Source organism: Streptomyces sp. NPDC001157 (assembly GCF_053598255.1).
Genome location: NZ_JBSFJW010000012.1, coordinates 187,098 through 202,371, shown reverse-complemented (window position 1 = coordinate 202,371; position 15,274 = coordinate 187,098). Strand labels below are relative to the sequence as shown.

Sequence of the window (15,274 nt, the reverse complement as noted above, 5' to 3'; positions counted from 1 at the left end):
GTCGTCCCGGAGCGTTCGGTTCCGGCCGAGGCTGAACGGCATGACAGCACACGGAGACGAACTCGCGGTGGACGTACGGGGGCTGCGCAAGCAGTACGGGGACGTGACCGCGGTGGACGGCATCGATCTGGGCATTCGGCGTGGCGAGGTGTTCGGCCTGCTGGGACCCAACGGCGCGGGCAAGAGCACGACGGTGGAGATCCTTCAGGGCAACCGGACGCGGGACGCGGGCGAGGTGTCGGTGCTCGGCTGGGACCCGGCGACCGGCACGCGCGCGTGGCGCTCACGTGTCGGAATCGTCTGGCAGGACGAATCGGCGCCCGCCGAGTTGACGGTCCGCGAGACCGTACGGCACTTCGCCCGCTACTACCCGAGGCCACGCGACCCGGAGGAGGTCATCGGCCTGGTGGGGCTGGAGGCGAAGGCGGGCAGCCGGATCAAGGCGCTCTCCGGAGGCCAGCGCCGCCGTCTCGATGTCGCCCTGGGGGTGATCGGCGACCCCGAGCTGCTGCTCCTGGACGAGCCGACGACCGGTTTCGACCCGGCGGCCCGGCGGCAGTTCTGGGACCTGATCCGGCTGCTGTCCGAGGAGGGCACGACGATCCTGCTGACCACGCACTATCTGGAGGAGGCGGAGGCACTCGCCGACCGGCTCGCCGTCGTCGCCAAGGGGCAGGTCGTCGCCGAAGGCGAGCCCGCCGCCCTGCGGGAGCGGTACGGCACGGAGGCCACCGTCGAGTGGACCGAGCCGGACGGCGTCACCCGCAGCGAACGCACCGACACCCCCACCAGGACGGTCGCCGAGCTCATGCACCACTTCGACGGCGAGATCCCGGGCCTGCGGGTGGCCCGCCCCACCCTGGAGGACGTCTACCTCCGGCTGACCGGGCAGGAGGACGCGCGATGACGACGACCGCCGTACGGAGCAGGGCCGAGGCGCCCGCCCAGCGGCTGCCGGGAGCCTGGGGGCTGGGCCTGCAACGCGGCGCACTGGAGATCAAGCAGTTCTTCCGGCAGCGCGACCAGGTGGTGTTCACGTTCGCGTTCCCGGTCGTGTTCCTGTTCCTGTTCGCGTCGATCTTCCACGACGACGTCCACGGCTCCGGCGTCACCGCCTCCCAGCTGTACGTTCCCGCGATGATGGCCTCCGGCATCATGTCGACCAGCTTCCAGTCGCTGGGCATCTCGATCGCGGTCGAACGGGACGAGAAGGTGCTGCGCCGGCTGCGCGGCACACCGATGCCTCCGTCGGCGTACTTCCTGGGCAAGATCTGGCTGGTTCTGTTCACCGGTGTCGTGGAGACCGCGATCCTCCTCCTCGTCGGCACCACCTTGTACGGCGTCGACCTGCCGTCGGACGCGTCCCGGTGGTTCGACTTCGCCTGGATCTTCGTCCTGGGGCTGACCGGGTGCGCGCTGCTCGGCATCGCGATCAGCTCGGTGCCCAAGTCGGCGAAGAGCGCCAGCTCCGTGGTCGTACTCCCCTTCCTGGTGCTGCAGTTCATCTCCGGGGTGTACATCTCCATCAACACCATCCCGGACTGGATGCTGAACGTCGGTGCCCTGTTCCCGCTGAAGTGGCTGTGTCAGGGTCTTCGGGGCGTGTTCCTGCCGGATTCCGCGCGGGTCCTGGAGCAGGCCGGGAGCTGGGAGTTCGGGAAGGTCGCGCTGGTGCTGGCCGCCTGGTGCGTCGGAGGATTGGTGCTGTGTCTGCTGACCTTCCGCTGGAAGACCCGGCGCGACGGATGAACCGTCCGGGTGCGGCCCGTGAGGAGCACGCCTGGGACCGGACGATCCGGCTCTGGGACGGGTACTTCGCGGTCGCCTGGGCGGCCACCCTCGCCTTCGTGCTCGCCGCGGCCCACCCGGGGTTCCCGGTCCGTGCGGTCGCGGCGGCGCTGCTCGTCCCGTTGGTGCCCTGGTACGCGGTCGTGGGGCGCCCGCTGCTCCAGGAGGATCCGCCGGACCAGGGGCAGGCACTGCGCTATCTCGCCGGGGCGATGGCACTGTTCCTGCCGTCGGCCGTGCTGGTGGGCGAGACGCGGCTGATGGCGTTCGCCCTGATCCCCCAGTGCTTCATGACGCTGCGCATGAGGTGGTCGCTGGCCGCGGTCAGCGTGATCAACCTGGTGCCGGTGGCCGGTTGGGCGCTGTTGTGGCGGCCCAGCGGCGCGGACCTGTTCGCCAACTTCCTCTTCTCGGTGGTCACCCTCGTCTTCTCGATGGTGATCGGCAGCTGGATCATCCGGATCATCGAACAGAGCTGGGAGCGGGCCGAGCTGATCGCCGAACTCGACGCCAGCCGTCACGAGATCTCCCGCCTCTCGGCCGCGCACGGCGCCCTCGCCGAGCGGGAGCGCATGGCCCGCGAGATCCACGACACCCTCGCGCAGGGGTTCACCAGCCTGCTGATGCTGATCCAGGCGGTGGAGGCCGAACTCGACGACGACGTCCCGCAGGCCCGCCGCCATCTGGCGCTGATGGACGAGACGGCCCGGCAGAACCTCGCCGAGGCCCGCGCCCTGGTCGCCGGTGCCGCGCCCGCGGACCTCGACGGCAGCTCCCTCCCGGACGCCCTGCGCCGCCTGGCCGCCCGCCACGGGGCGTCGCTGGAGGTGAACGGCCCCGTACGCCCGCTGCCCGCCGCTCCCGAGGTGGTGGCCCTGCGCTCCTGCCAGGAAGCCCTGGCCAACGCCCGTAAACACGCGGGGAGTTCGGCGGCAGTGGGCATCGCGCTGGCATACTCCGACGACGCGCTCACCGTGTCCGTACGGGACGACGGCTGCGGCTTCGACCCCGGCGCCCCCTGCGACGGCTACGGTCTGGCGGGGCTGCGGGCCCGGGCCGGCGAGGTCGGCGGAACGGCGCGGATCCGCAGCGCACCGGGCGTCGGCACGACGGTGACGGTCAGCCTGCCCGTATCACTGGCCGTATCACCGGGGAGGAGCTCATCGTGATCCGGATCGTCCTGGCCGACGACCACCCCGTCGTACGGGAGGGCCTACGGGCGATGCTCAGCGCCGAGCCGGACCTGGAGGTCGTCGGCGACGCGGCGAGCGGACCGCAGGCAGAGGCGCTCGCGGCCGAACTCCGGCCCGACATCGTGCTGATGGATCTGCGGATGCCGGGCGGCGGGGGCGTGGACTCCATCGTGCGGATGGGCGAGGCGGGGCTGCCGTGCCGGGTGATCGTCCTGACGACGTACGAGACGGACCGGGACATCCTGCGGGCGGTGGAGGCCGGCGCGGCGGGTTATCTGCTCAAGGACATGCCCCGGGCGGAACTGGCGGAAGCGGTGCGGGCGGCTGCGCGCGGCGAGACGGTGCTGGCGCCCTCGGTGGCGGCCCGGCTGGTCGACCAGCTGCGCAGCAAGCCGGAGCGGCCGCGGTTGTCCGAGCGGGAGGCGGCGGTGTTGCGGTTGGTGGCGGAGGGGTGCACGAACGCGGAGATCGGGCGGCGGTTGTTCATCGGCGAGTCGACGGTGAAGACCCATCTGCTGCGGGCCTTCGGGAAGCTGGGGGTGGACGACCGGACTGCGGCGGTGACGAGTGCGATGCGGTTCGGGCTGCTCGACTGAGTTTTCCTCGCCCCCCCGACCCCCGCTTTCGGCCTGAACGGCCTCGTCCTCAAACGCCGGACGGGCTTAAAGATCAAGCCCCGGCCGGTGAAATTCAGCCCCTCCGGCGTTTGAGGAGCGGGGGTCCGGGGGCTGGCCCCCGGTACGGGACGGGTAGGGGCGGCGGGGCGAAACCCCTCAGCCCAGCCGGGCTTCCAGCTCCGCCACGATCTCGTTCACGCCGACCGCAGCCTGCTCACCGGACTCCATGTCCTTGAGCTGGACGACACCTTCGGCGAGGTCACGCTCCCCGGCGACGATCGTGTAGCGCGCGCCACTGCGGTTGGCGTTCTTCATCGCGCCCTTGAGCCCCTTGGCCCCGTAGGAGAAGTCCGCGGCGATGCCCAGCTTGCGCAGCTCGGTGACCTTGGCGAACAGGACGCGACGCGCCTCCTCGCCGAGCGGCACCGCGAACACGCTGGTCGTGGAGGGAAGTTCGAGCTCGACACCCTCCGCCTCCAGGGCGAGCACCGTGCGGTCGACACCCAACGCCCAGCCGACCGACGGAAGGGCCGGACCGCCGATCATCTCCGACAGGCCGTCGTAGCGGCCGCCGCCACCCACCGCGGACTGCGAGCCCAGACCGTCGTGGACGAACTCGAAGGTCGTACGGGTGTAGTAGTCCAGGCCGCGCACCAGCTTCGGGTCGTCCTCGAAGGCCACGCCCGCCGCCGTGATCAGCTCGCGGACCTCCTCGTGGTACGCCTTGCACGCGTCGCAGAGGTAGTCGCGCAGCATCGGGGCTTCGCCCAGCTGCTTCTGGACCGACTCGCGCTTGTCGTCCAGGACGCGCAGCGGGTTGATCTCGGCGCGGCGAAGGGTGTCCTCGTCGAGGTCCAGGCCCCGCAGGAAGTCCTGGAGGGCGGCCCGGTACACCGGACGGCACTCCTTGTCGCCCAGGCTGTTGAGCAGGATCCGGAAGTTGCTCAGCCCCAGCGAGCGGTACGCCTGGTCCGCCAGGATGATCAGCTCGGCGTCCAGCGCCGGGTCCTCCGCACCGATCGCCTCCGCGCCGACCTGCGAGAAGTGCCTGTAACGGCCCTTCTGGGGGCGCTCGTAGCGGTAGTAGGAGCCCGAGTACCAGAGCTTGACGGGCAGGTTGCCCAGCTTGTGCAGGTTGGCCTCCAGCGCCGCGCGCAGCACGGAGGCGGTGCCCTCGGGGCGCAGGGCGAGCCTGTCGCCGCCCTTGGTCTCGAAGGCGTACATCTCCTTGGTCACGATGTCGGTGGACTCGCCGACACCGCGGGCGAACAGCTCCACGCTCTCGAAGCCGGGGGTCTCGATGTAGCCGTAACCGGAGTTGCGCAGCGGCGCGGCGATCGCCTCACGGACCGCCAGGTACTTGGCGCTGTCCGGGGGGATCAGGTCGTACGTGCCCTTGGGGGCCTTGAAGGTGCTCACGGAAAGTCTCGTCACATTCCTCGTCGGGGAGCGTCCACGCTCCCGAGGCCGGCGGCCACCTGCCGCAGATACGGGTTGGTGGCGCGCTCCTGGCCGATGGTCGTCTGGGGGCCGTGGCCGGACAGCACCACGGTCGAGTCCTCGAGCGGCAGGCACACGCGGGCCAGCGAGTCGAGCATCTCGGCCATGTCACCGCCGGGCAGGTCGGTGCGTCCGATGGAGCCGGCGAAGAGCAGATCCCCGGAGAAGAACACAGAGGGGATCTCCGTGGTCTCGGGCATCTGGAAGGTCACCGACCCCTTGGTATGGCCGGGCGCATGCGCGACGGAGAACTCCAGACCCGCGAGCGCCAGCTTCGCGCCGTCGGTCAGCTCCTTGACGTCGTCGGGCTCCCCCACCGTCAGCTCGCCCATCAGCTGCATGCCGATGGAGCGGCCGAGCGCCCTCTCCGGGTCCGCCATCATGTAGCGGTCCTCGGGGTGGATCCAGGCCGGTACGTCGTGCGCGCCGCACACCGGGACGACCGAGGCCACATGGTCGATGTGGCCATGGGTGAGGACGACCGCGACGGGCTTGAGCCGATGCTTCTTCAGCGCTTCCTCGACTCCTTGGGCGGCCTGATGGCCCGGGTCGATGATCACGCACTCCTCACCGGCGGCGGGGGCGACGAGATAACAGTTCGTCCCCCAGGCCCCGGCGGGGAACCCGGCAATGAGCACGATCGTCCTTCGTTGTGTCGATACGGGCGGCTGCTGCTGACCTCAGAGCCTACCGGCGCTGCCGATTCCTCAGCGAACCCATATACGGTACGGGGCACACGCAGGCGGTCGGCTCACAAGACACACGCGTACCGGTCGACGTACGAGACGCATGAGGAGAGAACCCGGTGGTCACCCAGGAACAGCGCAAGCGGCAGCTCGCCCGGGAGAAGTTCTTGCGCCAGCAGCAGCGGCGCACGGCCGCGCGGCGCAAGGCGCGCATGCGCAACTCCGTGATCGCATCGGTGCTCGGTGTGGTCGTCATCGGCAGTGTGGCGCTCTACACGACCGGGGTACTCAAGGGCGACAAGGGCGACGACAAGGCCAACGCGAGTTCGCAGACGTCCCCGAGTGCCGCCGCGACCAGCAAGGCGCCCGACCCGTGCGCGAAGCCGGCCAAGGGCTCGGTGAAGAAGCTGAGCTGGAAGAAGGAGCCGGCGTTGACCATCGACAAGTCGGCGAAGTACACGATGGATCTCGCCACGACGTGCGGTGACATAGCCATCGCGCTGAAGGCGTCGGCGGCGCCGCACACCGTCAACTCGTTCAACTTCCTCGCCGCCCAGGGCTACTTCGACCACACCAAGTGCCACCGGCTGGTCCCCCAGGGCATCTACGTGCTGCAGTGCGGCGACCCGACGGGCACCGGCACCGGCGGTCCGGGCTACACGATCCCGGACGAGAACCTCAAGGACAAAAGCCTCAAGGGGCAGGTGTACCCGGCGGGCACGGTCGCCATGGCCAACCAGTACAACGCGCAGACGAAGCAGGGCCGCAACACCGGCGGCAGCCAGTTCTTCCTGGTCTACCAGGACAGTCCGCTGCCGCCCGACTACACCCCGTTCGGCACGATCTCCGCGTCGGGCATGAAGGTTCTCAAGAAGATTGCCGCCGCGGGCGCCCAGCCCGCCGACCCCGCGACGCAGAACACGGCACCCAATGCGACCGTGGTGATCAACAAGGCGACGGTCAGCAAATCCTGACCGTCAAGTGCGAAATTTCGGTCGCGCGGGATGCGGACAGGCAACCCGCCGGTCGCCTATGTTGGCCGTGACGAAACTGTGGACGATGCCCGGGGGCACTGAGGCCCCTTGCAGGCATCATGTGGAGGAGGCGCTGTGAGCAGCGACCCGTGGGGCCGCGTCGACGAGACGGGGACCGTGTACGTGCGTACGGCCGACGGCGAGCAGGTCGTCGGTTCCTGGCAGGCGGGCTCCCCCGAGGAGGCGCTGGCCTATTTTGAGCGCAAGTACGAGGGCCTGGTTGTCGAGATCGGCCTCCTCGAGAAGCGAGTGAAGACCACCGACCTGTCCGCGAAGGACGCGCAGACCGCCATCGACCACATCCGCGAGCAGGTCGACGCGCACCACGCGGTCGGCGATCTGGACGCCCTGCGGACGCGGCTGGACAAGCTGGTCGCGACGGTCGAGGCGCGCCGTGAGGAGCGCAAGCAGCAGCGCGCGAAGCAGTCCGACGAGGCGCGGAACGCCAAGGAGGCCCTGGTCACCGAGGCGGAGCAGCTGGCCCAGTCCGACCAGTGGCGGGCGGCCGGTGAGCGGCTGCGCTCGCTGGTGGACACCTGGAAGGGGCTGCCGCGGCTGGACCGCAAGTCGGACGACGAGCTGTGGCACCGTTTCTCGCACGCCCGGTCGGCGTTCTCCAAGCGCCGCAAGGCGCACTTCGCTTCGCTGGACGCGCAGCGCGAGGACGCCCGCAAGGCCAAGGAGCGGCTGGTCGCCGAGGCCGAGGCGCTGTCCGGCTCGACGGACTGGGGTCCCACGGCCGCGCGCTACCGCGAGCTGATGACGGAGTGGAAGGCCGCGGGCCGCGCCCAGCGCGAGCACGAGGACGACCTGTGGAACCGCTTCCGCGGCGCCCAGGACGTGTTCTTCGCCGCCCGGAGCTCGGTCTTCGCCGAGCGGGACGCCGAGCAGTCGGAGAACCTGAAGCTGAAGGAGGAGCTGGCCGAGGAGGCCGAGAAGATCCTCCCGGTAACGGACCTCAAGGCGGCGCGCGCCGCGTTCCGCTCGGTCAACGAGCGCTGGGAGGCCATCGGCCACGTACCGCGGGACGCGCGGCCGAAGGTCGAGGGCCGGATGCACGCCGTCGAGCGGGCCATCCAGGAGGCCGAGGAGACCGAGTGGCGCCGGACGAACCCGGAGGCACGCGCGCGTGCCGAGGGTCTGACCGGTCAGCTCCAGGCCGCCGTGGACAAGCTGAAGGGCCAGATCGAGCAGGCCAGGGCTCAGGGCAACAACGCCAAGGCCGACAAGCTTGAGCGCGAGCTGGAGGGCCGCCAGGCACTTCTGGACCAGGCACTGAAGGGCCTGCAGGAGTTCGGCGGCTGACGCCTGTTGCATGGAGAAGGGGCCCGTACCGCGAGGTACGGGCCCCTTCTCGTCGTGGGACCGGTTCTACGACCTCTACGACCTACTGCGGGCCGAGGTCACGCGGTACACGTCGTAGACGCCCTCCACGCCACGCACCGCCTTCAGGACATGGCCGAGATGCTTCGGGTCGCCCATCTCGAAGGTGAAGCGGGAGGTGGCCACGCGGTCGCGGGAGGTCTGGACGGCCGCGGAGAGGATGTTGACGTGCTGGTCGGACAGGACGCGGGTGACATCGGAGAGGAGCCGGGAGCGGTCCAGGGCCTCGACCTGGATGGCGACCAGGAAGACCGAGGACTGGGTGGGCGCCCACTCGACCTCGAGGATGCGCTCGGGCTCGCGGGACAGTGACTCCACGTTGACGCAGTCGCTGCGGTGAACCGATACTCCGCTACCGCGCGTGACGAAGCCGATGATGGGGTCGCCGGGGACGGGCGTACAACAGCGGGCCAGTTTGACCCACACGTCCTCGACGCCCTTGACGATGACGCCCGGGTCGGCGCTGGAGCGGCGCTTGCGGCTGCGGCTGCGGGTCGGCGGGACCGACTCGTCGATCTCCTCGGTGGCCGCCTCCTCGCCGCCGAGCGCGGAGACGAGCTTCTGCACGACGTTCTGCGCGGAGACATGGCCCTCGCCGATCGCCGCGTACAGCGCGGAGATGTCCGGGTAGCGCATCTCGTGCGCCAGCGTGACGAGCGAGTCGCCGGTGAGGATGCGCTGGATCGGCAGGTTCTGTTTGCGCATGGCGCGGACGATGGCGTCCTTGCCCTGCTCGATCGCCTCGTCGCGGCGCTCCTTGGAGAACCAGGCGCGGATCTTGTTGCGGGCGCGCGGGGATTTGACGAAGCCCAGCCAGTCGCGGGAGGGCCCCGCGCCGGCCGCCTTCGACGTGAACACCTCCACCAGGTCGCCGTTGTCGAGGGTCGATTCCAGCGGTACGAGACGGCCGTTGACCCGCGCTCCTATCGTCCGGTGGCCGACCTCGGTGTGGACCGCGTACGCGAAGTCCACCGGCGTCGCCCCGGCGGGGAGCGCTATGACGTCGCCCTTCGGGGTGAAGACGAAGACCTCGTTGCGTGAGAGGTCGAAGCGCAGGGACTCCAGGAACTCGCCCGGGTCCTCGGTCTCCTTCTGCCAGTCGAGGAGCTGGCGCAGCCACGCCATGTCGTTGAGGTGGTCGTCCTTGCCGCCGCCCTTGGGGGCGTCCGAACGCACCTTGGAGGCGCCGGCGACGGCCTCCTGCTTGTACTTCCAGTGCGCGGCGATGCCGTACTCGGCGCGGCGGTGCATGTCGAAGGTGCGGATCTGCAGCTCGACGGGCTTGCCGTTGGGGCCGATGACCGTCGTGTGCAGCGACTGGTACATGTTGAACTTGGGCATCGCGATGTAGTCCTTGAACCGGCCGGGGACCGGGTTCCATCGCGCGTGCACGGTGCCGAGGGCGGCGTAGCAGTCGCGGACCGTGTCGACGAGGACACGGATGCCCACCAGGTCGTAGATCTCCGCGAAGTCGCGCCCGCGGACGATCATCTTCTGGTAGACGCTGTAGTAGTGCTTCGGCCGACCGGTCACGGTCGCCTTGATGCGTGCGGCCCGCAGATCCTGCTGCACCTCGTCGGTCACTATGGCGAGGTACTCGTCGCGCTTGGGCGCCCGCTCGGCGACGAGCCGCACGATCTCGTCGTACATCTTGGGGTAGAGGATCGCGAAGGCGAGGTCCTCCAGCTCCCACTTGATGGTGTTCATGCCCAGGCGATGGGCGAGCGGCGCATAGATCTCGAGGGTCTCGCGCGCCTTCTTCTCCTGCTTCTCGCGCTTGAGATAGCGCATGGTGCGCATGTTGTGCAGGCGGTCGGCGAGCTTGATGACCAGGACGCGGGGGTCCTTGGCCATGGCGACGACCATCTTGCGCACGGTCTCGGCCTGCGCGGCCTCGCCGAACTTGACCTTGTCCAGCTTGGTGACGCCGTCGACGAGCAGGGCGACCGAGTCGCCGAAGTCGCGGCGGAGCTGGTCGAGGCCGTACTCGGTGTCCTCGACGGTGTCGTGCAGCAGGCCGGCCATGAGCGTGGCCGGATCCATCCCGAGCTCGGCGAGGATGGTGGTCACGGCGAGCGGATGAGTGATGTAAGGATCGCCGCTCTTGCGCTTCTGGCCGCGGTGCCAGCGCTCGGCGACCTGGTAGGCCTTCTCTATCTGCCGCAGCGTCGACGTCTCGATCTTCGCGTCGTTGCTGCGCACTATCCGCAGCAACGGCTCCAGGACCGGGTTGTACGGGTTGGAGCGCTGGACGCCGAGGCGGGCGAGGCGGGCGCGGACGCGGTTGGAGGAGCCGGAGCGGGTGGGCTGGCCGGTGTTGGGGCGGACCGCAGGGGAGGACGTGGGCCGCTCGGGTGGCGCGGGCTTGGGGCGCGACTGCTCGGCCGACTTGTCGACGGGCGCGGACTGGGCGTGCTCGACCGGCCCGCGGCTGTCGTTCTTCGCGTGCGGTGCGTTCGGCGCTGGCTTGGCCGCGGCGGCCGAGGCGGACTCGGGCTTGGCGGCGGTCAGGTGCTGGGCCTCGTCTGGCAAGAGGACTCCTCGTGCGCGATCCGGGTCCCCCGGTCAGGCTCCGGAGACCCCATGGTAGCGATCCTGGGCCGCAGGATCGCCTTCAGGCCAATGTGAGGACGGTCTACCGAAGAAACACAAGTGGCTGCTGCCGGATTCCGGGGGGCGACTTCGGGGTGATCCGGGGGTGTCCTGCGGGTGGCCGGGTTACCTCATGCGTGTACTCGCGGGGCCATGCGCAGGAAGAGCAGACCGACGCTTGCACCGGAGCGGGTCTTCGCAGCACGGCCTGCCGGGAGAAGGGTTGCGCGCCATGGGCACCGGCGGAGCGAAACCCTGCGCGGGGAGAGCAGGACGGGCGACTACGCCGGAGCCACTGCCCCCAGCAAACGTCCACCGTCCGGCCCGGCAAAAGACGGACGGCCCCGGATGCCCGTGGGGCGCAACCCTGCGCCGGGAGAGCAGGCCGCCGGGCGACCACACCGGAGCACGCCCCCGAGCAAACGTCCACCCTGCAGCCCTGCGAAGGACGAACGAGACCCGGACGCCCACGAGACGCCACCCTGCGCAGGCAAAGCAGGCCGGGAGCGCGGGCCACGCGGAGCACAAGCTGCGCGCTCACCTGGCGGCTGACTTGCCATACCGAAGCGCAAGCCGTCCGCCCGGCGTGGCCTTGCGTGGAGCGCAAGCCCGGCGCTTGCACGGAGCCGGGCCCTTGTCGGGGCTCGACCTTGCACAGCCCGGTCGGGGCGCGTGCCGGAAGCGGTGACGGCGCACAACATGCCCCGGCGCAGAGCACAGACCGAGCGCTCGCCCAAAGCGCGGAGCCAAGGCAGACGAACACACGAACCGCAGGCTCGTCCGCCCCTTGAGGGGAGCACAAGCCGGGCGCATACGCGGAGGCGGACCATTCAAGGGCCAGTGGGGGCGCGTGCCGGAGGCGCTGGCGGCGCACAACACATGCCCCGGCGCAGAGCGGGGCGCAGGCCGTCGGAGGAAGGGCCGTTCGGCGGGAGATGTGCGAACGGCCGTCCCGGAGGGCCGGGGCGGCCGTTCGTTGTGGATGCGTGCCGTTTGTCAGACGGTGAGCAGTGCCTCCAGCGGGGCTGAGGTGAGGGTCGGTTCCAGGCGGGCGCGGCCGCCGAGGAAGCCGAGCTCCATCAGGACCGCGAGGCCGGCGACCTCGGCTCCCGCGCGCCGGATCAGCTGGATGGAGGCCTCGGCCGTGCCGCCCGTGGCGAGGACGTCGTCGACGATCAGGATGCGGTCGTCGGCGAACAGGTCCTCGGCGTGCACCTCGATCTCCGCCGAGCCGTACTCCAGGTCGTACGCCTGGCCGAGGGTTGCTCCGGGGAGCTTGCCCGCCTTGCGTACGGGGATGAAGCCGAGGCCGGCGCGGACGGCGACCGGGGCGCCGAGGATGAACCCGCGGGCCTCCAGGCCGACGACCTTGGTGGCACCCGTGTTCACGGCGATCTCGGCGAGCGCGTCGGTGAGCGCCGTGAAGGCCGCCGGGTCCGCCAGCAGCGGGGTGATGTCCTTGAACATCACACCCGGCTCCGGGTAGTCGGCCACGTCACGAATGCGGCTGAGCAGCAGCTCCTTGATGTCGGTCATCGGCGCTTCCCGGAGGGACGCCCGCGGCCGCGGTTGCGGGAGGCCGGCTGGTTGCGCGGCCCGACGACCGCATGAGCGGCGTCCTCAGGCTCGTCGTCGTAGCGGTCGTCCGGGGTCTCGGTCTCCAGCGGCCCGCCATCCGCCGCGGCCTGGGCGCGCTTGGCGAGGACGCGCTTCTTGAGCGCCTTCATCTGGGGCTCGCGCTCCTTGAGGTCGGCGACGAGCGGCGTGGCGATGAAGATCGAGGAGTACGCACCGGCCGCGAGGCCGACGAACAGCGACAGCGAGATGTCGTTGAGCATGCCGGCGCCGAGGAAACCGCCACCGATGAACAGCAGGCCTGCAACCGGCAGCAGCGCGACCACCGTGGTGTTGATGGACCGCATCAGCGTGCTGTTGATCGAGCGGTTGGCGATGTCGCTGAACGTCCAGCGGGTCTGCTTGGTGATGTCCTTCGTCTGCTCCTTGAGGCTGTCGAAGACGACGACCGTGTCGTAGAGCGAGTAACCGAGGATCGTGAGCAGACCGATCACCGTGCCCGGCGTGACCTCGAAGCCGACGAGGGCGTAGATGCCGGTCGTGATGGTGATGTCGTGGATCAGGGCGACCAGCGCGGCGACGGCCATGCGCCACTCGAAGGCGATCGCCAGGTAGATCACCACGAGGACCATGAAGATCGCCAGGCCCTGCCAGGCCTTGGTGGCGATCTGGTCACCCCAGCTGGGGCCGACCAGGTCGGCGTTGATGTTCTCGGCGTTGACGTTCAGGTCCTTGGCGAGCTTGTCCTTGATCGCGTCGGACTTGTCCGTGTCGATGCCCGCGATCTGGATGCGCAGGCTGCCGTCGCCGAGCTTCTGGACGATCGCGTCGTGACCGGACGCGTCCTGCGCGTACCCCTCGGCCTTGGCGACCGAGGCGGTCATGTGCTTCGGGGTGGTGAAGACGGCACCGCCCTGGAACTCGATGCCCATGTTCAGGCCCCGCACCGCCAGGCCCAGGATGGCCGTGATGGTGATCAGGATCGAGATGCCGTACCAGATCTTGCGCTTGCCGACGAAGTCGTAACCGACCTCGCCACGGTGCAGTCGGGCGCCGAGGCTGCCGAGTTTCGACATCTCACGCCTCCTTCGGGTCGACGGGGGCGGAGGGACGACGAGTGCGGCGCAGCGGCGGCTTGGCGCCCAGTGCCTTCGGGTCGAGGCCCGACCACTTGTGACCGCCGTAGAAGAACTTCTTGCGGGCGAGAAGCGTCATCAGTGGCTTGGTGAACAGGAAGACGACGACCACGTCGAGCACTGTGGTCAGACCGAGCGTGAACGCGAAGCCCTGGACCTTGCCGACCGTGACGATGAACAGCACCGCGGCGGCGAGGAACGACACGAAGTCGGAGACCAGGATGGTGCGCCGGGCGCGCGGCCAGGCCCGCTCGACGGCGGGGCGCAGCGAGCGGCCCTCGCGGATCTCGTCCCGGATCCGTTCGAAGAACACGATGAACGAGTCCGCCGTGATACCGATCGCGACGATCGCACCGCAGACCGCCGGCAGGTTCAATGCGAAGCCGATGGCTTCACCGAGCAGCGACATGAGCGCATAGGTGAGGATCGCGGAGACCAGCAGCGAGGGGATCGCGATGACCGACAGGCCGCGGTAGAAGATCAGCAGGTAGATGACGACCAGTGCGAGGCCGATGGCACCGGCGATCAGACCGGCGTGCAGCTGCTCGCCGCCGAGCGCGGGCGTCACCGTGGTGACGCTGTCCTCCTTGAAGGTCAGCGGCAGCGCGCCGTACGACAGCATGTTGGCGAGGCTCTGGGCCTCCTGCTGGCTGAAGCTGCCGGTGATCTCCGCGTTGCCGCCGGTCAGCGCCTGGTTGACGGACGGGTCGGAGACGACGTTGCCGTCGAGGACGATCGCGAACTGGTTCTGCGGGGACTGGTTCTTGGCCAGCTTGCCGGTGATGTCACCGAACTTCTTGGAGCCCTTGCCCGTGAAGTCCATGGTGACGGTCCAGCCGGCGGCGGTCTGCGTGTTGAAGCGGGCTTGGGCACTCTTGACGTCGGTGCCGTCGACCTCGGCGGGGCCGAGGATGTACTTCTGCCACTGGCCCGAGGAGTTCTGGCCGCAGGCGATCGTCGGGTCGCTGGGCTTGGCGCCCCTGCCTGCGGTGGCGCGCTGCTTCTTGTTGGTGCAGTCGAGCGCGGTGTACTGCGCCTGCAGCTTGGCGGCCGCCGCGTTGCCGGACGAGCTGCTGCTCGCCGACGGGGAGGCGGAGGGGGTCTTCGCGCCGGCGGAGGCGGTGGCGCTCGGCGTCGCGCCGGCCTTCAGGGCGCCGGTGACGGCGCGGCCCTGCGTGGTGGCGGTCGCCGACGGGGTCGCGGAGGAGGACGGGGTCGACTTGCCCGTGGCCTTCTCGGTGGACTTGCCCGTGGCCTTGCCCGAGGGGCTGGTGGAGGCGCTCGGCGACGGGCTGGTCGCGGGGCCGCCGGAGATCTCGGTGGTGAGCACCGGGCGGAAGTACAGCTTGGCGGTGGTACCGACCTGCTGCCGCGCTTCCTTGGAGTTCGTGCCCTTGGGGATGTTGACGATGATGTTCTTGTTGCCCTGGGTCTGAACCTCGGCCTCCGAGACACCAAGACCATTGACGCGGTTGTTCATGATCTCGACCGCGGTGTCCATGTTGGTCTTGTTGATCGCGGACTCCTGGCCCGGCTCTGCGACCGCCCGGAGCGTGATGCTCGTACCACCGGCCAGGTCGATACCGAGACGCGGAGTGGTGTTTCCGGAGGCGAACATTCCGCCGGTGAGCGCCACGATGGCGATCAGAATGAGGGCCAGCGAGCGCCCCGGCTTGCTCTGGGCGCTCGCGCTCCGGCCCTTTTTAGGTGCTGCCACCTTCTCGTACTCCCTCTCGGGCCGCTCCGCGCCGGGTCAGCGCGGGGTCGGCC

Annotated in this window: 12 protein-coding genes; 6 read left to right on the top strand and 6 right to left on the bottom strand. The window is 69.7% G+C overall.

Annotated features, from left to right (window positions below; all coding sequences use genetic code 11):
- Positions 1-40 precede the first annotated feature (40 nt).
- Genes ACWDAG_RS23005 through ACWDAG_RS22990 form a run of 4 tightly spaced genes read left to right on the top strand, consistent with a single transcriptional unit; the run spans position 41 to position 3,577 of the window.
- Positions 41-907, top strand: a complete 867-nt coding sequence (locus ACWDAG_RS23005; protein WP_450697417.1) for an ABC transporter ATP-binding protein — start codon at positions 41-43, stop codon at positions 905-907.
- Positions 904-1,749 carry an ABC transporter permease gene (locus tag ACWDAG_RS23000; RefSeq protein WP_450697416.1) on the top strand — a complete coding sequence of 282 codons (846 nt, stop codon included), beginning with the start codon at positions 904-906 and terminating at the stop codon, positions 1,747-1,749. The genes ACWDAG_RS23005 and ACWDAG_RS23000 overlap by 4 nt, the downstream gene beginning before the upstream one ends.
- Entirely contained in the window at positions 1,746-2,957 is a 1,212-nt protein-coding gene (locus ACWDAG_RS22995) for a sensor histidine kinase (protein ID WP_450697445.1), read from the top strand. Before ACWDAG_RS23000 ends, ACWDAG_RS22995 begins: the two co-directional genes overlap by 4 nt.
- Complete coding sequence (locus ACWDAG_RS22990) at positions 2,954-3,577, top strand: response regulator (protein WP_450697415.1); 624 nt, start codon at positions 2,954-2,956, stop codon at positions 3,575-3,577. The genes ACWDAG_RS22995 and ACWDAG_RS22990 overlap by 4 nt, the downstream gene beginning before the upstream one ends.
- A gap of 177 nt (positions 3,578-3,754) precedes the next feature.
- Here the strand turns inward: ACWDAG_RS22990 and hisS are convergent, their stop codons facing one another.
- Positions 3,755-5,017, bottom strand: coding sequence for a histidine--tRNA ligase (gene hisS, locus ACWDAG_RS22985; protein WP_450697414.1), 1,263 nt, complete (start codon positions 5,015-5,017; stop codon positions 3,755-3,757).
- An 11-nt stretch (positions 5,018-5,028) separates the two neighbouring features.
- A complete protein-coding gene (locus tag ACWDAG_RS22980) occupies positions 5,029-5,736 on the bottom strand; it encodes an MBL fold metallo-hydrolase (protein ID WP_450697413.1) in 708 nt (235 codons plus the stop codon).
- A gap of 167 nt (positions 5,737-5,903) precedes the next feature.
- Between ACWDAG_RS22980 and ACWDAG_RS22975 the strand changes: the two genes are divergently transcribed.
- Positions 5,904-6,758: a peptidylprolyl isomerase gene (locus ACWDAG_RS22975; RefSeq protein ID WP_450697412.1), complete on the top strand. Its 855-nt coding sequence runs from the start codon at positions 5,904-5,906 to the stop codon at positions 6,756-6,758.
- Between the two features lie 135 nt (positions 6,759-6,893).
- Positions 6,894-8,123: a DUF349 domain-containing protein gene (locus tag ACWDAG_RS22970; RefSeq protein WP_450697411.1), complete on the top strand. Its 1,230-nt coding sequence runs from the start codon at positions 6,894-6,896 to the stop codon at positions 8,121-8,123.
- A gap of 75 nt (positions 8,124-8,198) precedes the next feature.
- On the opposite strand, the gene ACWDAG_RS22965 is transcribed toward ACWDAG_RS22970, so the two are convergent.
- The 4 genes from ACWDAG_RS22965 to secD all read right to left on the bottom strand — a co-directional run bounded on the left by ACWDAG_RS22965 (position 8,199) and on the right by secD (position 15,221).
- Positions 8,199-10,733 (bottom strand): RelA/SpoT family protein, encoded by a 2,535-nt coding sequence (locus tag ACWDAG_RS22965; protein WP_450697410.1) that lies wholly within the window; start codon positions 10,731-10,733, stop codon positions 8,199-8,201.
- Between the two features lie 1,056 nt (positions 10,734-11,789).
- Entirely contained in the window at positions 11,790-12,329 is a 540-nt protein-coding gene (locus ACWDAG_RS22960) for an adenine phosphoribosyltransferase (RefSeq protein ID WP_450697409.1), read from the bottom strand.
- A complete protein-coding gene (gene secF, locus ACWDAG_RS22955; RefSeq protein WP_450697408.1) occupies positions 12,326-13,444 on the bottom strand; it encodes a protein translocase subunit SecF in 1,119 nt (372 codons plus the stop codon). Before secF ends, ACWDAG_RS22960 begins: the two co-directional genes overlap by 4 nt.
- 1 nt (position 13,445) lies before the next feature.
- On the bottom strand, positions 13,446-15,221 hold the full coding sequence (gene secD / locus ACWDAG_RS22950; RefSeq protein WP_450697407.1) for a protein translocase subunit SecD: 1,776 nt from the start codon (positions 15,219-15,221) through the stop codon (positions 13,446-13,448).
- Positions 15,222-15,274: the final 53 nt, after the last annotated feature.